Here is a 17566-nt window from a genome sequence, read left to right on the forward strand (position 1 = left end):
GAACCGCTCGATCAGCCCGGCGACGACGCCCGGGTCGGTGCCGCCGACGACCCACAGCGCCCGGCCGATCCCCTGGTCGAGGGCGCGGGGGGCGTGGACGGGGGGGGGGGCGGGGGGGCCCGGGGCGGGGCCCCACCCCCCACTCCCCCGCGCGGTCAGTGGGTGCGGCGCGTCACCAGCTCGGCCAGCGCGAGCAGTTCGTCCGTCCGGGCCGGCTCGGGCACGGCCACGGCCAGCAGGTCCATCGCGGCGGCCATCCGCTCGCAGGACGCGCCCTGCGCCCAGCCACGCCCGCCCGCGCCCTCGACGGCCGCCGCGCAGAGTGCCAACTCCTCGGCGCTGAGCTGCCGTTCCAGCGTGTACAGCTCGGCGAGCCGGGCGCCGTCGGGCGTGCCCGAGCCGAGCGCCGCGACCACCGGCAGCGACTTCTTCCGGGCCACCAGGTCCGCCCCGACCGGCTTGCCGGTGACGGCCGGGTCGCCCCAGATGCCGATCAGGTCGTCGATCAGCTGGAACGCCAGACCGATCTCCCGCCCGAAGCCGTCCATCGCCTTCGCCGCCCGCTCGGACGCGCCGCCGTACTCCGCGCCCATCGCGCAGGACGCGCCCAGCAGGGCGCCCGTCTTCGCCTCGGCCATCGCGAGGCACTCGGCGAGCGAGACGTCGTCCCGCTGCTCGAAGGCGCAGTCGATCTGCTGGCCCTCGCACAGCTCGACCACGCAGTCGGTGAGCCGGCGGACGGCGGACCGGGCGGCCGGGTGGGTGTCCTCGGCCAGCAGCCGCAGCGCCAGCGAGTGCATCGCGTCGCCGGCCAGGATCGCCTCGGTGGTGCCGAACACCCGCCAGGCGGTGGGGCGGTGGCGGCGGGTCTCGTCGCGGTCGATGACGTCGTCGTGGAGCAGGGTGAAGTTGTGCACCAGCTCGACGGCCGCCGCGGCGGCGGTGGCCGCGGCCGGGTCGCCGCCGAGGGCCTGGGCGGCGGCGAGGACCATGGCCGGGCGGATCGCCTTGCCGGAGGGCGACGCGGAGGGCGAGCCGTCCGCCTCCCACCAGCCGAAGTGGTAGCCGGCGACCTTGCGCATCGCGCCCGGCAGCGAGTCGACGGCGGCCCGCAGGACCGGGTCGACCAGACCGCGGGCCCGGACGAGCACGTCCTCGGCCTCGTGGCCCTCCCGGTGGTCCCGCTCCAGCGTGGGGCTCGTCATGGGTTCCTCCCCCTGATGACCTGTCGTGAGAAGGCCGGCCGCCGCCCGGGGGGCGACGCGGCCGGCCGGTGCGCGGTAGGGCGCGCGTGGCACCGTCCGGCCCGGGACACGGGCCCGGGCCGGACGGCGCTCGGTGCGGTGGGACGGGGTGCGGTCGGCGTGCCGTGCGGGCCGCCTCCGCGGCCAGCCCGCGGCGCCCGCCTCAGCGCTGGGCGATGTCCACGTTCTCCAGGACGCCGATCGCGTCCGGCACCAGGACGGCGGCCGAATAGTAGGCGCTGACCAGGTAGGAGATGATGGCCTTCTCGTCGATCCCCATGAACCGCACCGAAAGGCCCGGCTGGTACTCGTCCGGAATTCCGGTCTGGTTCAGGCCGATGACGCCCTGGTTGTCCTCGCCGACCCGCATCGCGATGATCGAGCTGGTGTGGCCGCCGATGATCGGGATCTTGTTGCACGGGAAGACCGGCACCCCGCGCCACGAGGTGACGTGCTTGCCCTCGACCTCGACCGTGCCCGGGTAGAGGCCGCGCTTGTTGCACTCGCGGCCGAAGGCGGCGATCGCCTTCGGGTGCGCGAGGAACATCCTGGTGCTGCGCCGGCGGCTGAGCAGGTCGTCCATGTCGTCCGGCGTGGGCGGGCCGGAGTGCGTCTGGATCCGCTGGTCGTACTCGGCGTTCTGCAGGAGGCCGAACTCCGGGTTGTTGATCAGCTCGTGCTCCTGGCGCTCGCGCAGGGCCTCGATCGTCAGCCGCAACTGGTGCTCGGTCTGGTTCATCGGCTGGTTGTAGAGGTCGGCGACCCGGCTGTGCACCTTGAGGATCGTCTGGGCGACGCTCAGCTCGTACTCGCGCGGCTTCAGCTCGTAGTCGACGAAGGCGCCGGGCAGCTCGAACTCGCCCTCGTGGCCGGCGGAGAGGTCGATCGCGGCCTCGCCGTGCTTGTTCTGCGCCTGCTGGAAGCCGTTCAGGTACTCCATGATCTGCAGCTGCAGCGACTCGGAGCGGTCGTGGAGCTCCTGGAAGGCGGGCCACTGCAGCACCATCACGGTGCCGGCGGTGGCCGCCTTCACCGTGTACGGCCAGGTGTTGGTGTCCTCCTGCAGGGCCTCGTCGCCGAGGTGGTCGCCGTCGGCGAGGGTGCCGATGACCGTTTCCTCGCCGTACTTGCCCGTTCCGATCCGCTCCAGCTTGCCGTGCGCGATGATGAAGACCTCGCTGATCTCCGCACCGGCGGAGATCAGCACGTCACCCGCGGAGAACTCGCGTTGCACGAAGCGCCCGGCCAGCTCCTCCAGGAGGGCCTCGTCCTGGAAGCCGCGCAGCACCGGCACCTCGGTGAGGCTCGGCGGGACGATCCGCACCTCGGCGCCCGTCTTGACGAAGCTCACCCGGCCGCGGCCGATCGAGTAGCGCAGGCGACGGTTCACCCGGTAGGTACCACCGGAGACCTGCACCCACGGCAGCATCCTGAGCAGCCAGCGCGGGCTGATGCCCTGCATCTGCGGCGCGGACTTGGTGGTCGTGGCGAGGTTCCGCGCACCCGCCGTGCTCAGACTCTGCTGCTGCCGGATCTCCGGCTGCGCACCCGGCGCAGGAATACCGGCATTCGTTTCGGTCGACATAGGGGAGCCCTTCGCAAACCCGATGAAGTGACGCCTTGCATATTCATGGTGCAACTTCATGGTGGGCCCGAACGGAGGCACGCCGCAATCACTCATTCGAGTGGTTCGGAATAACCGAACAAATAGTACGACTAGATCACTTGCTCGATATTTGTTCGATTGCTTAATCGAACTCGCCGGAATGCCGGGTGCCATCCTCCCGCATCCGGTGCGTCAGAGTGGGCCGTTCCAGTCGAGAGTCGGCTCCAGCACGCCCTCCAGGGTCAGCAGCCAGCGCTTCACGTCGATCCCGACCCGGCCGCCGCCGAAGCCCCCGATGCCGTCCGCCGCCACCACCCGGTGGCACGGCACGAGCAGCGCGACGGGGTTGGCGGCCATCATCTGCCCCACCGTGCGGGCCGCCAGGCCCGGCTCGGTCACGTCCTCGAACACCCCGCTGCGCGCGGCCAGTTCGCCGTAGGTGATGGTCCGCCCGTACGGCACCTCGCGCCACAGCGTCCGCAGCACCTCCCGGTGCGGGCCGCTACTCAGGCTCCAGTCGATCGGCAGGCCCAACTCCCGGCTGCGGCCCGCCAGGTAGGCGCCGATCCGGTCGGTGACGGCGGCGATCTTCGCGCCGTCGGTGCAGGCCGGCGCCTCGCCGTCGCGGCCGCCGTAACCCGCCGCCGCCACGCCCAGCGGCGTCACGGCGATGTGCATCGGGCCGCTCGGCAGCGGCGTCGGCACGGTCAGCCAGGACATCTGCGACACGCTCGGGCCCCCACCCTCACCCTCCACCGGGCCGGCCGCCGGCCACCCCGGCACCCGGGAGGCGTGCGACCACCGCCCGCCCCGCGCGCCATCGTACGGCGGGCCCGGTGGCGGCGCCGGTGCGCCGGGCTAGAGCCGGCCCTTCAGCTGCGCCGCGAGCGCGCGGGACCAGTGCGACAGCTCGGCGCGGTTCGCCGCGCGGCCCTCGCACAGGACGGTGAGCTGCGCGTCGTTGATCCGGTTCGGGCCCGGGATCTCCAGCAGATAGGCCAGTTCCTCCAGCACGGTGGCGAGCCGCGCGGCGTCCGTGTGGTCGAGGGCCACCGCGGCCTCGTGGTGGCTGATGGTGAGCGAACCGGGCATGGCCGGCCTCCTCCGTCGACTCCGTCGACCCCCGCACCCTCCACCGTACGACCGGCTCGCCGGGACCGCCCGGGGGCGGGGAGGGTGCGGCCCGGGGCGGGGCGGGGAGGGTGGCCCGGGGCGGGGCGGGGAGGGTGCGGCCCAGGGCGGGGCGGGGAGGGTGGCCCGGGCGGAGGGTGGCCCGGGCGGGGCGGGAAGGGTGGCCCGGGGCGGGGAGGGTGGCCCGGGCGGAGGGACGCGGAGGGCGGCCCCACCCGCCGGCGGGTCCACCGGGCGGGCGGGGCGGTGGCGCGCCGGGGCCGGGCGTCCGCCCGGGGGTGCGCCCCGGAGCGGGTTCAGGTCGCCTCCTCGTCGCCCTCCCAGGGGCGGCGGCGCACGGCGGGTACGGCCAGCACCGCCACGGCGGCGCCGAGTTGCCAGAGGGCGCCGAGCGCCAGGACGGTCCCCGTCCCGAGCCGCCCCGCCAGCGGTCCCGCCGCCGCCAGGCCCACCGGCCCCAGGGCGAAGGCGCCCAGCGCGCCGAAGGACGTCACCCGGCCCAGCGCCTCCGGCGGCACCCAGCGCTGCATCGTCGTGCCGTACAGCGTGCCGCAGACCGCCGAGCCGACGCCCGCGACCAGCGCCCCGGCCACCACCCACGGCAGCGCCGCACCGGCCGCCAGTGCCGCCGAGGGCAGCGCCCAGCCCAGCGTCGCCACGGTGGCCACCGCCAGCGGCCGGGCCGGGCGACGGCCCAGCATCAGCAGGCCGCCCAGCACCGCACCGACGCCGTACACGGCCATCACCGCGCCCCAGGCGCGCGCACCGCCGAGCTCGCGCTGCGCGGTGAGCGGCCCGAGGACCAGGAACGGCGCCCACACCAGCAGGTTGAAGAGCCCCATGTGCGCGGTGGTGATCCACAGCCACGGCCGGGAGCCGAACTCCGACCAGCCGGCGCGGAGGTCCGCGAGGAGCGACTCGCGCCCGCCGTCCGGCGCCGCACCGGCCAGGCGCAGCCGGTACAGCGCGAACGCGCCGACCCCGTACGTCGCCGCGTCGGCCGCCAGCACCACCGCCGGCCCCCAGACCGCCGTGATCACGCCGGCCAGTGCGGGACCGGCCACCGTCGCGACCGAACGGGCCATCCCCAGCAGCGCGTTGGCGTCGCCGACGAGCTCCTGGCGGCGCACCAGGCCGGGCACCAGCGCGCCGAGCCCCGGCATGAACAGCCCCTCGCCGATCCCCCACACGGCGACGAGCGCCACCATCGCCCACAGCGGCGCCCGTCCGGTCGCCAGCAGCACGGCGAACAGCGCCTGGACGACTCCGCGGAGCCCGTCCGAGGCGAGCATCATGCGGCGGCTGCCGAGCCGGTCGGCGATCACTCCGCCGGCGAGCAGGACCAGCACCACCGGCAGGATCCGGGCGGCCATCACCCAGCCCAGGTCGGCACCGTCCCCGCCGGTGCCGCCAGCGCCGGGGCCGCCGCCACCGGGGCCGCCACTGCCGTCCGCTGCGCCGCCGAGCACCGCGAAGGCCACCGCCACCGGTGCCATCGCGGAGCCGAGGAGGGACGTCGCGTAGCCCGCGAAGAACCACCGGAAGTCGCGCTCGCCCAGCACGGCGAGACGGTCTCCAGGGCGCCGTCGACGGGCCGGGATCCGTTCGGTTTCCACTGCCATGGGCGGCAAGTCTGCCTCCGCGCGGAACAGCCGTTCAAGGGCTCCGGCGGAAAAACTTGAGTCTTTTCGCATCAATTTCTGCGATGGCCGCATGTGCCGCAGTAAACGGCTAGCTGGACACCGTTTCACCTGCTGTTTACTGCGATTTTCGGATACGATTCAAGCGTCCGTGAGGCATTCGTTTACTGCGGCAGAGGATCACTGATGACAGAGCTTCCCCCGGTCGAGTACGCCGTCGCCGTCGAGCGCTACCTCGCCCTCTCCGGACTCGCCGAGGGCTCCCGCCGGGTCTACCGGATCGGGCTGGACACCTGGGCCTGGGCACTCGCCGGCCGGACCGCCCCCACCGGCCCGGGGCGCCGCCGCGCCCGGCCGCCCGTCCTCCCGCTCGCCCTGCTCGACCACCCGGACGCCGCCGCCCGCCTCGGCGCCGCCGTCACCCGCCGCGCCGCGGATACCGACGCGCGCACGCTCAACCGCGAGCTGTCCACCCTGCGCGCGGCCGTGGCCTGGTGGCGCGCCCGGGGCTGGATCACCCGGGACCCGACCACCGGCCTGCGCGCCCACCCGGCCCCCGCACCCGCCGCCGGCCCGCTCACCCCGGACGAGCTGCGCGCCCTGTTCGCGCTCCGGGCGCCGCTGCGCGAGCAGACGCTGTGGCACCTGCTGCACGAGTCCGGCGCCGCGATCGAGACCGTCCTCGCCCTGAACACCGACGACCTCGACCTCCCGGCACGCCGCACCCGCACCCGCCCGGGGCGGCCGGCGGTGCAGTGGCAGGCCGGCACCGCCCGCCTGCTCCCCCTCCTCGTCGCCGGCCGCGCCACCGGGCCGCTCTTCCTCACCGACCGCAGGGCCCCTGCCGGCACCGCACCCGCGGACCGCTGCCCGCACACGGGCCGTGGGCGGCTGTCGTACCGCCGGGCCGCGGAGCTGTTCACGGCGCACACGCAGCGACTGGGCACGGACTGGACGCTGCGCCGGCTGCGGGCGGCGCGCTGAGGTCACTGCTCGTCCGGCGGCACCGCGCGGCGCCCCTGGGGGAGCAACTCGTCGAGACGGTCGGCCAGTTCGGGCACGCTCGGGCGGGCTTCCGGGTCGGTGCGCAGACAGGCGTCGATGGCGGCGGCCAGCGGGCGCGGGAGGCGGCGGCGCCGGGAGACCGGTGGTGCCGGGCCGTCCGGGTCCGGGCCGTCGTACGGGACGTCGCCGGTGGCGGCCTCGTAGAGGGTGATGCCGATGCCCCACACGTCGGCGGCCGCGGTGAGCCGCCCGCCACGGGCCTGCTCGGGGGCGAGGTAGCCGTCGGTGCCGATGCCGGGTGCGGCCGGGCCGGGCGGACGGGCGACGCTGAGGTCGAGCACCTTGGCGCGGCGGCAGTCGATCACGACGTTGGAGGGCTTGAGGTCGAGGTGCAGCAGGCCGCGGCCGTGCAGGTAGTGGACGGCCGAGCACAGGTGGAGCCCGAGCATGGCCACGTCGGCGGCGGCCGGGCGGCGGGGGCGGGTGTCCAGGACGTGGGAGAGCGTCTCCCCGGCGAGCGTCTCCAGGACGGCGTACGGTTGCGGGCGCTCGCCCGTCCCGTAGCCGCGGACGAGGTGCGGGTGCGTGAACTCGGCCAGCCAGCGACCCTCCTGGAGCAGCCGGGCGCGCAGCCGCCGCTCGCGGCGGCGGTCCGGTCGGAGCACCTTCACGACGCAGCGGCAGTCGCGCTCCCCGCTCCAGGCGTCGTAGAGGTCGAGCCAGCCGGTGCGGCAGAGGTGCGCCAGGACCTGGTACCCGGGGGCGATGAACGTCCCTGCGGGGAGGGGTGGTTGGACGGTGTCCGGACTCAACTCGGCACCTCCTCGGCCAGGTCGGAGCGCTGCAGCCCGTCGAGTCGCGCGTATCCGCCGTCGCGGGCCAGCAGTTCCCCGTGCGTGCCGCTGTCCGCGACGCAGCCGTCGCGGAGCAGCACGATCCGGTCGGCGTGCCGGACGGCGGACAGGTCGTGCGAGACGACGATCGTCGTCCGGCCCCGCATGAGCCGCCCGAGCGGCGCCAGGACCCGCCGCGCGGACTCGGCGTCCAGCCCCGTCGTCGGCTCGTCGAGGATCAGCACGGGCGCGTCGCGGATCATCGCGCGGGCGATCGCCAGCCGCCGGCACTGCCCGCCGGACAGCAGCCGCCCGTTGCGGCCGACCACCGTGTCGTAGCCGTCCGGGAGCCGGCTGACGAACTCGTGGGCGTCGGCGGCCCGAGCGGCGGCCACGATCTCGGCGTCCGTGGCGCCCGGCCGCCCGTACGCGATGTTCTCGCGCACGGTGCCGTGGACGACCAGGGTCTCCTGGAGCAGGACGGCGATGTGCTCGCGCAGGTCGGCGACCGCCAGTTCGCGCAGGTCGATCCCGTCCAGGCGGACGGCCCCGCGCTCGGGGTCGTAGAAGCGCAGCAGCAGCTTGGCGACGGTCGACTTGCCCGCACCGCTCGGGCCGACCAGCGCGACCGTCTCGCCCGGCTCGGCGCGGAACGACACGTCGAACAGCGCCACCCGCGTCGAGCCCGGGTAGCGGAACCAGACCCCGTCGAAGGCCACCGCCCCGCGCACCCGGGCGGGGCGCAGCGGCACCGGCGGATCGCTCACCTGCGGGCGCTCGTCGAGGAGTTCGAGGATCCGTTCGGCGGCGGCGGAGGCCGAGTAGAAGCCGTTGCTGAGCCGGGAGATCCCCCGGACCGGGCCGTACAGCCGGCTCAACAGGGCGACGAAGACCAGGAGTTCGCCCAGCGTCAGGCGTCCGCGCGCGAGCTCCCAGGCGCCCACTCCGAGGACGATCAGCGCGCCGGCCAGCTCCAGGACGTCCACGATCGGCGCGAACAGCGCGCGCAGGCGGGTCGCCTCCATCGTCGCCCGGAACCGCGCCATGCTCTCCCGCCGGAACCGCTCCTGCTCCCAGCCCTGCCGGTTGCAGGCCTGGACGAGCGCGATGTTGCCGAGCGACTCCTCGGTGAGCGCGCTGACCGAGCCGCTGCGCCGCCGCCGCTCGCGCGAGGCGGCCTTCACCCGCGCCGAGAAGTGCCGCGCGGTGAACCAGAACAGCGGCACCACGATGAGCGCGACCAGCGCGAGGTCCCACCGGAGGTAGAACAACACCCCCAGGAAGACGGCGAGTTCGGCGACGTACGCGACCGCGTCGACGACGCCCGAGAGCAGGAACGTCTCGACCGCCTCGACGTCGCCGGTCAGCCGCGCCAGCACGTCGCCGAGCCGCCGCCGCTCGAAGAAGCCGAGCGACAGGCCCTGCAGGTGCCGGAACACGTCCGCCCGCAGGGCCAGCAGGAAGCGCTCGCCGACCCACGTCGAGGTCATCTCGTCGGCGAAGCCCAGGGCCCCCGCCACGACCGTCAGCCCCGCGTAGGCGAGCGCGACCGGCAGGAAGAGGCCGAGCCTGTGCGGGACGAGGACGTCGTCGACGACGACCTTGAACAGCCAGATCGCGGCCGCGTCGACCACCGGACCGGCCAGGACGAGGACCAGCAGCAGGGCCAGCCAGCGCCGCCCGCCCCTCGTGTAGGGCCAGAGCCGCCCGAACGTCCGCCGCAGCGGCAGGGCCGGGGCCGGCTCGACGACCGGATCCACCCGGGCGCCGTCGCCGTCACCCGCGTCGGCGGCCGTCGGCCGCAGCGGTGACCACACGGTTCGACTCCAGCCCGTGGAACGTGGCCGGGCCGCCGGGGGCCCGGCCCTGACAGGACGGCGGGGCCGTCAGTGCCGCGAGTTCGACCCGCGACGACGACGGCGGCCCGCCTTGGAGTCCCTGGTCTCCTTGCCGGTCTTGCGGTCGTGCTTGCCGCCGTGCCGCATCGCCGGGACCAGGTTGGCCAGCATGCTCATCGCTGCCACCTTTCTCTCCGGTCCCCCCATCACCAGGGGGTACGCACGGGCGGGCGGGTTGGTTCAGGGGCGGGGGAGGTTTCCTTCCGCGTACCGGGAGTTGGGTGGTGCCGCGGGGCTCCGGGGGTCGTTGCCGGGGCTCCGGGGGGCGTTGCCGGGCCTTCGTCGCCCGGCCGTCGTTGCCCGGCCGTCGTTGCGCGGCCATCGTTGCCCGGCCGTCGTTGCCCGGCCGTCGTTACAGAGCCCTCCGGAGCCGTTACGAAGGCCGTCGGGGGCGTTACGAAGCCGATGGGCCGCCGTGACGCGACCGGCCGGGGACCGCGACACGGGCTCCCTAACGTCTCCGTCGACGCACCGGCCGCAGGGGTCGGAACGCGTCGAGGACGGACGTCGACGACGGACGTCAATGCCGACCATCGACGACGAGCGTCGACGATGCCGACGAAGGAGAGCACCCCATGAGCAGGAGCCGTACCGATCGCGCGCCGGGCCGCCGGGTCCTGGCCGTCTGCGCACTGACCGGGGCCGCGCTGCTGACCGCCCTGACCGGCGGGCAGGCGTGGGCCGACGGGGCCCCCGCCCCGGCCACGCCCACGGCCGCCCCGAGCGCCGCCCCGGCCATCCCGACGGCCACCCCGACCGCCGGCCCCGCCGCCTCCGGCGCGGTCGTGGTGCCGAAGGGCTCCGCACCCGCCCAGCCGGCTCCGGCCCGGCCCACCGCCGGTGCGCCCGCAGCCGAGGGCGTCGCCAAGACGCCCACCGCCACGCCCGCGCCGGCCGACGCCAAGGACACCAACCGGCCGCAGGTCCGCGAGGTCCCGAAGGGCGCCGCCCAGGCCGGGGACGGGTCCACCGCGACCGACGGCAACGGCCTCACGCTGGCCGCCGGCGGTGCCGTCGCGGCCGTCGGCGCCGGGGCGCTGGGCTTCGCCCTCCTGCGCCGCCGCTCCGGTGCGCGCGGCTGACACCGGCCCCGAGCCCTCCGGGCACCCCGGCGCCGCAGCCCCGCACCTGGCCAGGCGGGGCGGCGGTGCCGGGGCGGCCCCGGGCGCGGACGGGGCACCGGCCGGCCGGCGGCGGCGCGCGACCGGTCGGGGACGAGGGCAGGGGCCTGTACCGGAACGAGGGCGCGGACGGCGGCGGCGCGGGCCCCGGCGCAGACCGGGCGTGGTGCGCCGGGCCGTCGTGGGGGCGGCCGGGCTGCTGTGCCTGGTGCTCGGCGTGTCGGTGGCGATCGGCTCCCAGGAGACGCCGGTCGTCCGGATCGAGTCCTCGGCGCACGGCAGCGCGACGGACGGTCCGGCCCCCGGGCCCGCGGCGTCCACCCCGGGCGTCTCCGGCACCACCGGCGCCGGCGCTTCCGCCGCCACCGCACCGCCCGCCGCCCCGAAGGCCCTCCCCGCCTCGGAGCCGACCCGCCTGCTCATCCCGTCGGCCGGCGTCGACGCCCCGGTGACCGGCCTCGGCCTGAACGCCGACGGGACGGTCCAGGTGCCGTCGGCCGACCGGGCCGGGGAGGTCGGCTGGTACCGCAACGGGCCCACCCCGGGCGAGACCGGCCCCGCCGTCCTGATCGGGCACTACGACACCGTCCACGGCCCGGCGGTCTTCCACCGCGTGCCGCAGCTGCGGCCGGGCGACCTCGTCCAGGTGCGACGCGCGGACGGCACCACCGTGGACTTCAAGGTCCGCTCACTGCTGCAGGCCGCCAAGGACCGCTTCCCGACCGACACCGTCTACGGTGACACCCCGGCCCCGACCCTCAGGCTCATCACCTGCGGCGGCAGCATCGGTGCGGACGGCCACTGGACCGACAACATCGTCGTCCTGGCCGACCTGGCCTGAGGCCGGCTGAGGCGGCCTGAGGCGGCCCGGCCGGCCGCACGGGAACCGCCGGCCACCGCCGGCACGACCTACACCAAAGGCACACCAAGGACGCCGTACGCCTGCGGCGTCCCCCTACGACCAGGCATCCCAGACCAGGCGTTCCAGGCCAGGCACCCCAGGCCAGGCCATCCCAGGCCAGGCATCCCAGGCCAGGCATTCCAGGAGGGCGAGCACCGACGTGGCAGCAGCACCCCCGCCCCGCCGACGGCGCGCCGCCACGCCGGTGGCCGCCCTCGCGGCCGTGGCCGTCCTCGTCGCGGTGGCCGCGGCCCTGGTCGTGGGCCGGGCCGACCCCGGCGGCCTGAAGGACCACGGCCCGTCGCAGCCGGTGACACCGCCGCTGCGGGCCCAGCCGCTCTGGCCCGGACTGAACGCCCCGCCGACGCCGTCCTCCTCCACCGCCGAGACCGGCTCCGCGTCCCAGGCGCCGCCGCAGCCCGTGCCCGACCTGACCGTGGCCGGGCGGGACATCACCGCGGTCGACGTCCACGCCGTCCTCACGAAGGACCCCGGCGTGAGCGCGGAGGAGCGGCCGGCCCTCGGATCGTGCACCGGCTGCGCGGTCCGCAGCCCCGAGTTCCGCGACCTCACCGGCGACGGCAAGCCCGAGCTGATCACCGCCGTGGCCGTGCCCCAGCAGGTCGTGCTGCACGTCTACACCCTGGTCGACGACCGGCTCGTACCGATCCTGCGGGTCAAGCTGGTGCCGCTGTTCAGCGCCGAGACCATCGGCACCGACCTGTGGCTGCACGAGCAGACCACCGCCTCCGTCCAGACCACCAGCCACTACCAGTGGGACGGCGTCCGGCTCGTCCGGCTGGAGCAGAAGTTCGAGGGCACCGGCCCGCTGCCCGGCCCGTCCGCCGCACCGGACCCGGTGACGTCCGTCATGCCCCCGGGCGGCCGCGCCCCCGGCCCCGTCCGTCCGACGGCCGAGCCGGCCACCCCGACGGCCGTGCCGTCCCCGCTCGTCCCCAAGAACCCCGCCCGGCCGACGCCCGCCCTCCCGGGAGTGCAGCCGTGATCCCCGACCCCCTAGCCTCAGCACCCATGACCCCCGCCGAGACGCCCGCGCAGCCCCGCATCCTGATCGTCGAGGACGACGAGGTGATCCGCGAGGCCACCCGGATGGCCCTGGAGCGCTACGGCTTCCCCGTCTCCACGGCCGCCGACGGCCTGGAAGGGCTGGAGGCGTTCCACGCCGTCCGGCCGGACCTGGTCCTGCTGGACGTCATGCTGCCGCTCCTCGACGGCGTCGGGCTGTGCCGGCGGATCCGCGAGGAGAGCCAGCTGCCGATCCTGATGATGTCGGCGCGCACCGACCCGGTGGACGTCGTGTCCGGGCTGGAGGCCGGGGCGGACGACTACGTGGTCAAGCCGTTCGAGAGCGCCGTGCTGGTCGCCCGGATCCGGACGGTCCTGCGGCGGATCCGCGTCGTCCCGGCCCCTGCCGACGACGACCTCCCCACGCCGCCCCCTTCCGTTTCCCCTCCTGTTTCCCCCTCTGTCTCCGCCGCTGTTTCCCCGTCCCCCTCGCCCACCGTGCGCAGCTTCGACGGCATGCAGGTGGACACCGACAGCATGGAGGTCCGGGTGGACGGCCGCCTCGTCCCGCTCACCCCCACCGAGCTGCGGCTGCTGCTGGAGTTCACCGCCGCGCCCGGCATCGTGCTGGAGCGCTCGACCCTGCTCGAACGCGTCTGGGACTATGAGTGGGGCGCCGACACCCGCGTGGTCGACGTCCACGTGCAGCGGCTGCGCGCCAAGATCGGCGCCGGACGGATCGAGACCGTCCGCGGCTTCGGCTACAAGCTGCGGCGGCCGGCATGACGCTGCGCCGCCAGATCGCCACCGCCGTCGCCGCGATCTCCGTCCTGGTCGCGGTGGCCGTCGGCCTGCTGGTCCACCAGGCGATGATCCGCCAGCACGTCGACCAGGCCCGCGCCACCGCCGTCGCCGCCCTCGACTCCTCGCTCGGCGCGTACGGACGCGGCGAGGCCCCCGCCCACGGCGCCGCCCTCAACGACCCCGCGCTGCCGGCCCGCCTGCACACGCTCGCCGCCGACGGACGACAGGGCACGCTGCTGGCGGCCGGGCCGGACGGCGAGACGATGTGGGCGGCCGGACCGGTCCAGAACGCCGTGCTCTCGGTCCGGGTCGACTTCACCCAGGACCGGCAGGCGATCGCCGACCTCGACCGGATCATCCTGCTCACCGTCGTCGCGGCCGTCTTCACCACCGTCCTGGCCGGCGTGCTGGTCGCGGACCGGATCAGCCGCCGCCTGCGCACCGCGGCCACCGCCGCCCGGGGCATCGCCGCCGGCCGGACCGACACCCCGATCGGCGAACTCGTCGACGGGCGGGACGAGGTGGCCGACCTCGCGGCGGCCGTCGACCAGATGTCCCGCTCGCTGCACCGGCGGCTCGCGGACGAGCAGCGCTTCACCGCGGACGTCGCCCACGAGCTGCGCACCCCGCTGACCGGCCTGGTCACCGCCGCCGAACTGCTGCCCCCGGGCCGGCCCACCCAGCTCGTCCAGAACCGGGTCCAAGCCCTGCGCGCCCTCGTCGAGGACCTGCTGGAGGTCTCCCGCCTCGACGCCGACGTCGAGACCCCGGACCTCTCCACCGTCCCCCTCGAACGGGCGGTGCGCCGCACCGTCACGCTCACCGGCCTGGACGTGGACGTCACGGTCACCGCCGACGCCGAGGTGCGCACCGACCTCCGCCGCCTGGACCGCATCCTCGGCAACCTCGTCGTCAACGCCCACCGCCACGGCGCCGCCCCCGTCGCACTCCACGTCGACGGCCACCGCATCACCGTCCGCGACCACGGCCCCGGCTACCCCGACGACCTCCTCGACGACGGCCCGCAGCGCTTCCGCACCAACGCCCCCGAACGCGGCCGCGGCCACGGCCTCGGCCTCACCATCGCCACCGGCCACACCCGCGTCATCGGCGCCACCCTGGCCTTCGCCAACCACCCCACCGGCGGCGCCCTCGCAACCCTCACCCTCCCCGCCGCGCCACCCTCCTGACCCGGCCCCACCAACACCGAAGGGCCAGCCCGACCGGATGCACCCCGGCGGACTGGCCCTCCACACGCAGAGCCCCCTGTCGGGTTCGAACCGACGACCCCCGCTTTACAAGAGCGGTGCTCTGGCCAGCTGAGCTAAGGAGGCACGGTGGCCGTCCGCGACGGATCACGGCGGCACCGGGGGCAGTCTACCGGGCGCGGGTGGCGGGGTGGGGGGATATCCGGGGGTTGGCGGCCGGGGCGGGCGTGATGGAAACGATGCGGAAATCGGGCCGGAGGGGGGCTGACAAGCGGCGGGGGCACAGGTAGCGTCGCCGGGAGCCGGTTCGTGTAGTGGTCCAGACCACTCGGCGGGTCGGTGAGACGAACGAAACCCCCCTTTACTCGGATCGTCCGGCACGTTCCTGCCGGTGAAGGAGAGCTCAACCATGGCTTCTGTCACGTACGACCAGGCGACCCGCGTCTACCCGGGGGCGGACAAGCCCTCCGTGGACGCGCTGGACCTGGAGATCGCGGACGGCGAATTCCTCGTGCTGGTCGGCCCCTCGGGCTGCGGCAAGTCGACCAGCCTGCGCATGCTGGCCGGTCTGGAGGACGTCAACAGCGGCGCGATCCGGATCGGCGACCGGGACGTCACCCACCTTCCGCCGAAGGACCGGGACATCGCGATGGTGTTCCAGAACTACGCGCTCTACCCGCACATGACCGTCGCGGAGAACATGGGCTTCGCGCTCAAGATCGCCGGCGTCAACAAGGCCGAGATCCGCACCAAGGTCGAGGAGGCCGCGAAGATCCTCGACCTCACCGAGTACCTGGACCGCAAGCCGAAGGCGCTGTCCGGCGGTCAGCGTCAGCGCGTCGCGATGGGCCGGGCGATCGTGCGCCAGCCGCAGGTCTTCCTGATGGACGAGCCGCTGTCGAACCTGGACGCCAAGCTCCGCGTCTCGACCCGCACCCAGATCGCCGGCCTGCAGCGCCGCCTGGGCATCACCACGGTGTACGTGACCCACGACCAGACCGAGGCGCTCACCATGGGCGACCGCGTCGCGGTGCTGAAGGGCGGCGTGCTCCAGCAGGTCGACACCCCGCGCAACATGTACGACAGGCCCGCCAACCTCTTCGTGGCCGGCTTCATCGGCTCGCCGGCCATGAACCTGGTCGAGGTGCCGCTGGTGGACGGCGGCGTGAAGTTCGGCGGCTCGGTGGTCAACATCTCGCGTGACGACCTGTCCGGCGCCGGCCTCGACAAGACCGTGACCGTCGGCATCCGCCCGGAGCACTTCGAGGTCGTCCCGGCCGGCGGCATCGAGGGCGTCGCGGTGACGGTCAACGTGGTCGAGGAGCTCGGCTCGGACGGCTTCGTCTACGGCACCACCAAGATCGGCGGCGAGGACAAGGACATCGTGGTCCGCGTGCACGGCCGGCAGATCCCGGCCCGCGGCGAGACGATCCACGTCGTGCCGATCGCCGACGAGACCCACGTGTTCTCCACCAGCACGGGTGCCCGCCTCAGCAGCTGAGCCGACGGCACACCACCGGCACGGCGCAAGCGCGACACGAGCCCGTCGGACCGCCTCCCGGTCCGGCGGGCTCCGTCCGTACACCCCCGCGTCAACACGGTGACGGGACGAACCCGGACACGTCGTCACTCGATGGTGTAACGGAGGGCGATCCGGGGCGCACCCACCGCTACGCTCCTGAGCGTGAAGCAGCTTTTGCGCCGTATCGGCCAGACCGTCGCCCTCACCCTGCCCGTCGTCCTGGTGACCACCGGCACCCTCGCCGTGACCCGGGTCCCGTGGGCCCCGCCGACCGGGCTCGACCAGCAGGTCGTCGCGGCGTCCAGCAGCGACGGCGCGGGCATCGGACGCACCGCGGGCGCGGCCGGCAAGACTCCCGACGGGCTGGCGCCGCAGGACGCGCTGCGCGTCGCGATGCTGGACGAGCTGCGCGAGCACAGCCCGGCCGCCGCGCTGGACCTGCTGGAGCGCTCGATGCGCGAGCAGCCCGCCCTGACGCCGTACTGCACCTCGCTCGCCACCGAGCTGGGCCGGGCGACGGTGAAGAAGTACCAGGGCGACGTCCAGCGGGCCCGTTCGTTCGCCCGCCCGGTCTGCGACGGCTCGTTCGCGGCCGGCATCACGGGCTGACGCCTACCCGCCGGCCCGCACGCCCGCACGCCCGCACGCCCGCCGGCCAGCCCGCTGGCCCACCGGCCCGCACGCCCAAACACCTGAACGCGCACCCGCCGCCCCGGCAACCGCGGCTCCAACCCCCGTCCGCGCGCCTATTGTTCAGCCATGAGCGCTGACTCCGGCCCCGCCGCCGACCCCACGCCCCCGCAGGCACAGCAGGCACAGCCGCCGCGGCCGACCACGACGCCCGTCACGCAGGCCGTCATCCTGGCCGGCGGCCAGGGCTCCCGGCTGCGGCCCTACACGGACGACCGCCCGAAGCCGCTGGTCGAGATCCCGGGCACGGGCACGCCGATCCTCGGTCACCAGCTGGCGTGGCTCGCCGCCGAGGGCGTCACGGACGTCGTGGTGTCCTGCGGCCACCTGGCCGACGTGCTGCAGGAGTGGCTGGACAAGGCGGACCTGCCGCTGCGCGTGCGCACGGTCGTCGAGGAGGAGCCGCTCGGGCGCGGCGGCGGGCTCAAGTACGCGGCCAGGGCGCTGCCCCGCCCGGACGAGCCCTGGTACGCCACGAACGGCGACATCTGGACCCGCTTCAGCCTGCGCGACATGGCCGCCTTCCACCACGAGCGGGACGCCGTCGCGACGCTCGCCCTGGCCCGGCCGCGGATCCCGTGGGGCGCGGTGGAGACCGACCAGTTCGGCAACGTGCTGGACTTCATCGAGGCCCCGCCGTCGCCGTTCCTCATCAACGCGGGCCTGTACGTGTTCAGCCCGGAGTTCGCCGAGCTGCTGCCGGACGTGGGCGATCACGAGCGCACCACGTTCCCCCAACTCGCCCGCAGCAAGCGGCTGGCGGGCTACCAGCTGCCGCAGGGCGTGTACTGGCGCGCGATCGACACCGCGAAGGACCTCACGGAGGCCGCCAAGGAGCTCGCTGCCGGCGCGGGCCGCGCCCCCCAGTAACCCATGCGAGAAGACCCCCCGGTAACCCATGCGAGAAGGCGGTCGGCCGGGTGCTCCCCCACGGAGC

At 74.9% G+C, this 17566-nt stretch carries 18 protein-coding genes and 1 tRNA gene; 9 read left to right on the plus strand and 10 right to left on the minus strand.

Annotated features, from left to right (window positions below; translation table 11 throughout):
- From ACFXDE_RS22960 to ACFXDE_RS22985, 6 genes are all read right to left on the minus strand, one after another.
- Positions 1–267 (minus strand): DUF1702 family protein (locus ACFXDE_RS22960; RefSeq protein WP_380496685.1); only part of this gene is annotated, 267 nt, incomplete at its 3' end.
- Positions 156–1205 (minus strand): family 2 encapsulin nanocompartment cargo protein polyprenyl transferase, encoded by a 1050-nt coding sequence (locus ACFXDE_RS22965; RefSeq protein WP_380442417.1) that lies wholly within the window; start codon positions 1203–1205, stop codon positions 156–158. The genes ACFXDE_RS22960 and ACFXDE_RS22965, both read right to left, overlap by 112 nt.
- A 202-nt stretch (positions 1206–1407) precedes the next feature.
- Entirely contained in the window at positions 1408–2829 is a 1422-nt protein-coding gene (locus ACFXDE_RS22970; RefSeq protein ID WP_380496671.1) for a family 2B encapsulin nanocompartment shell protein, read from the minus strand.
- Between the two features lie 213 nt (positions 2830–3042).
- Positions 3043–3570 carry a methylated-DNA--[protein]-cysteine S-methyltransferase gene (locus ACFXDE_RS22975; RefSeq protein ID WP_380496672.1) on the minus strand — a complete coding sequence of 176 codons (528 nt, stop codon included), beginning with the start codon at positions 3568–3570 and terminating at the stop codon, positions 3043–3045.
- A 138-nt stretch (positions 3571–3708) separates the two neighbouring features.
- The gene (locus ACFXDE_RS22980; protein ID WP_380442424.1) at positions 3709–3942 is read right to left on the minus strand and encodes a hypothetical protein; all 234 of its coding nucleotides are present in this window, start codon (positions 3940–3942) and stop codon (positions 3709–3711) included.
- Positions 3943–4277: 335 nt separating this feature from the next.
- Positions 4278–5603 carry an MFS transporter gene (locus ACFXDE_RS22985; RefSeq protein ID WP_380496673.1) on the minus strand — a complete coding sequence of 442 codons (1326 nt, stop codon included), beginning with the start codon at positions 5601–5603 and terminating at the stop codon, positions 4278–4280.
- Positions 5604–5807: 204 nt separating this feature from the next.
- On the opposite strand from ACFXDE_RS22985, the gene ACFXDE_RS22990 reads away from it, so the two are divergent.
- A complete protein-coding gene (locus ACFXDE_RS22990) occupies positions 5808–6605 on the plus strand; it encodes a hypothetical protein (protein WP_380496674.1) in 798 nt (265 codons plus the stop codon).
- Between the two features lie 2 nt (positions 6606–6607).
- Here ACFXDE_RS22990 and ACFXDE_RS22995 read toward each other — a convergent pair whose 3' ends face one another.
- The 3 genes from ACFXDE_RS22995 to ACFXDE_RS23005 all read right to left on the minus strand — a co-directional run bounded on the left by ACFXDE_RS22995 (position 6608) and on the right by ACFXDE_RS23005 (position 9474).
- Positions 6608–7438, minus strand: coding sequence for a serine/threonine-protein kinase (locus ACFXDE_RS22995; RefSeq protein WP_380496675.1), 831 nt, complete (start codon positions 7436–7438; stop codon positions 6608–6610).
- Positions 7435–9276 carry an ABC transporter ATP-binding protein gene (locus ACFXDE_RS23000; RefSeq protein ID WP_380496676.1) on the minus strand — a complete coding sequence of 614 codons (1842 nt, stop codon included), beginning with the start codon at positions 9274–9276 and terminating at the stop codon, positions 7435–7437. Before ACFXDE_RS23000 ends, ACFXDE_RS22995 begins: the two co-directional genes overlap by 4 nt.
- 69 nt (positions 9277–9345) lie before the next feature.
- Positions 9346–9474, minus strand: a complete 129-nt coding sequence (locus ACFXDE_RS23005) for a hypothetical protein (protein ID WP_380442434.1) — start codon at positions 9472–9474, stop codon at positions 9346–9348.
- Between the two features lie 458 nt (positions 9475–9932).
- Here ACFXDE_RS23005 and ACFXDE_RS23010 point away from each other — a divergent pair, with 458 nt between their 5' ends.
- The 5 genes from ACFXDE_RS23010 (at position 9933) to ACFXDE_RS23030 (ending at position 14399) form a co-directional block, all read left to right on the plus strand.
- Positions 9933–10439 carry a hypothetical protein gene (locus tag ACFXDE_RS23010; RefSeq protein WP_380442436.1) on the plus strand — a complete coding sequence of 169 codons (507 nt, stop codon included), beginning with the start codon at positions 9933–9935 and terminating at the stop codon, positions 10437–10439.
- 205 nt (positions 10440–10644) lie between these two features.
- Positions 10645–11319 (plus strand): class F sortase, encoded by a 675-nt coding sequence (locus tag ACFXDE_RS23015; RefSeq protein ID WP_380496677.1) that lies wholly within the window; start codon positions 10645–10647, stop codon positions 11317–11319.
- Positions 11320–11539: 220 nt separating this feature from the next.
- Positions 11540–12385, plus strand: a complete 846-nt coding sequence (locus tag ACFXDE_RS23020) for a hypothetical protein (protein ID WP_380496678.1) — start codon at positions 11540–11542, stop codon at positions 12383–12385.
- Positions 12386–12411: 26 nt separating this feature from the next.
- Positions 12412–13191, plus strand: coding sequence for a response regulator (locus tag ACFXDE_RS23025; RefSeq protein ID WP_380496679.1), 780 nt, complete (start codon positions 12412–12414; stop codon positions 13189–13191).
- Positions 13188–14399: a sensor histidine kinase gene (locus ACFXDE_RS23030; protein WP_380496680.1), complete on the plus strand. Its 1212-nt coding sequence runs from the start codon at positions 13188–13190 to the stop codon at positions 14397–14399. The genes ACFXDE_RS23025 and ACFXDE_RS23030 overlap by 4 nt, the downstream gene beginning before the upstream one ends.
- 70 nt (positions 14400–14469) lie before the next feature.
- On the opposite strand, the gene ACFXDE_RS23035 is transcribed toward ACFXDE_RS23030, so the two are convergent.
- Positions 14470–14543, minus strand: a tRNA-Thr gene (locus ACFXDE_RS23035).
- 283 nt (positions 14544–14826) lie between these two features.
- On the opposite strand from ACFXDE_RS23035, the gene ACFXDE_RS23040 reads away from it, so the two are divergent.
- The 3 genes from ACFXDE_RS23040 to ACFXDE_RS23050 all read left to right on the plus strand — a co-directional run bounded on the left by ACFXDE_RS23040 (position 14827) and on the right by ACFXDE_RS23050 (position 17499).
- Positions 14827–15918 carry an ABC transporter ATP-binding protein gene (locus ACFXDE_RS23040; protein ID WP_380442446.1) on the plus strand — a complete coding sequence of 364 codons (1092 nt, stop codon included), beginning with the start codon at positions 14827–14829 and terminating at the stop codon, positions 15916–15918.
- A gap of 183 nt (positions 15919–16101) precedes the next feature.
- Entirely contained in the window at positions 16102–16548 is a 447-nt protein-coding gene (locus ACFXDE_RS23045; RefSeq protein ID WP_380442448.1) for a hypothetical protein, read from the plus strand.
- A gap of 150 nt (positions 16549–16698) precedes the next feature.
- Positions 16699–17499: an NDP-sugar synthase gene (locus ACFXDE_RS23050; protein ID WP_380496681.1), complete on the plus strand. Its 801-nt coding sequence runs from the start codon at positions 16699–16701 to the stop codon at positions 17497–17499.
- The last annotated feature ends 67 nt before the right edge of the window (positions 17500–17566 follow it).

It is taken from the genome of Kitasatospora sp. NPDC059408, from assembly GCF_042751525.1.
Lineage (GTDB): Bacteria > Actinomycetota > Actinomycetes > Streptomycetales > Streptomycetaceae > Kitasatospora.

Excerpts from the sequence above, each read along its gene's own strand:
- ACFXDE_RS23050 (WP_380496681.1), top strand. The coding sequence starts at position 16,699 with ATGAGCGCTGACTCCGGCCCCGCCGCCGACCCCACGCCCCCGCAGGCA.
- ACFXDE_RS22985 (WP_380496673.1), bottom strand. The coding sequence starts at position 5,603 with ATGGCAGTGGAAACCGAACGGATCCCGGCCCGTCGACGGCGCCCTGGA.
- ACFXDE_RS23005 (WP_380442434.1), bottom strand. The coding sequence starts at position 9,474 with ATGAGCATGCTGGCCAACCTGGTCCCGGCGATGCGGCACGGCGGCAAG.
- ACFXDE_RS23030 (WP_380496680.1), top strand. The coding sequence starts at position 13,188 with ATGACGCTGCGCCGCCAGATCGCCACCGCCGTCGCCGCGATCTCCGTC.
- ACFXDE_RS22965 (WP_380442417.1), bottom strand. The coding sequence starts at position 1,205 with ATGACGAGCCCCACGCTGGAGCGGGACCACCGGGAGGGCCACGAGGCC.
- ACFXDE_RS23040 (WP_380442446.1), top strand. The coding sequence starts at position 14,827 with ATGGCTTCTGTCACGTACGACCAGGCGACCCGCGTCTACCCGGGGGCG.
- ACFXDE_RS22990 (WP_380496674.1), top strand. The coding sequence starts at position 5,808 with ATGACAGAGCTTCCCCCGGTCGAGTACGCCGTCGCCGTCGAGCGCTAC.
- ACFXDE_RS23025 (WP_380496679.1), top strand. The coding sequence starts at position 12,412 with ATGACCCCCGCCGAGACGCCCGCGCAGCCCCGCATCCTGATCGTCGAG.
- ACFXDE_RS22970 (WP_380496671.1), bottom strand. The coding sequence starts at position 2,829 with ATGTCGACCGAAACGAATGCCGGTATTCCTGCGCCGGGTGCGCAGCCG.
- ACFXDE_RS22975 (WP_380496672.1), bottom strand. The coding sequence starts at position 3,570 with ATGTCCTGGCTGACCGTGCCGACGCCGCTGCCGAGCGGCCCGATGCAC.
- ACFXDE_RS23010 (WP_380442436.1), top strand. The coding sequence starts at position 9,933 with ATGAGCAGGAGCCGTACCGATCGCGCGCCGGGCCGCCGGGTCCTGGCC.
- ACFXDE_RS22980 (WP_380442424.1), bottom strand. The coding sequence starts at position 3,942 with ATGCCCGGTTCGCTCACCATCAGCCACCACGAGGCCGCGGTGGCCCTC.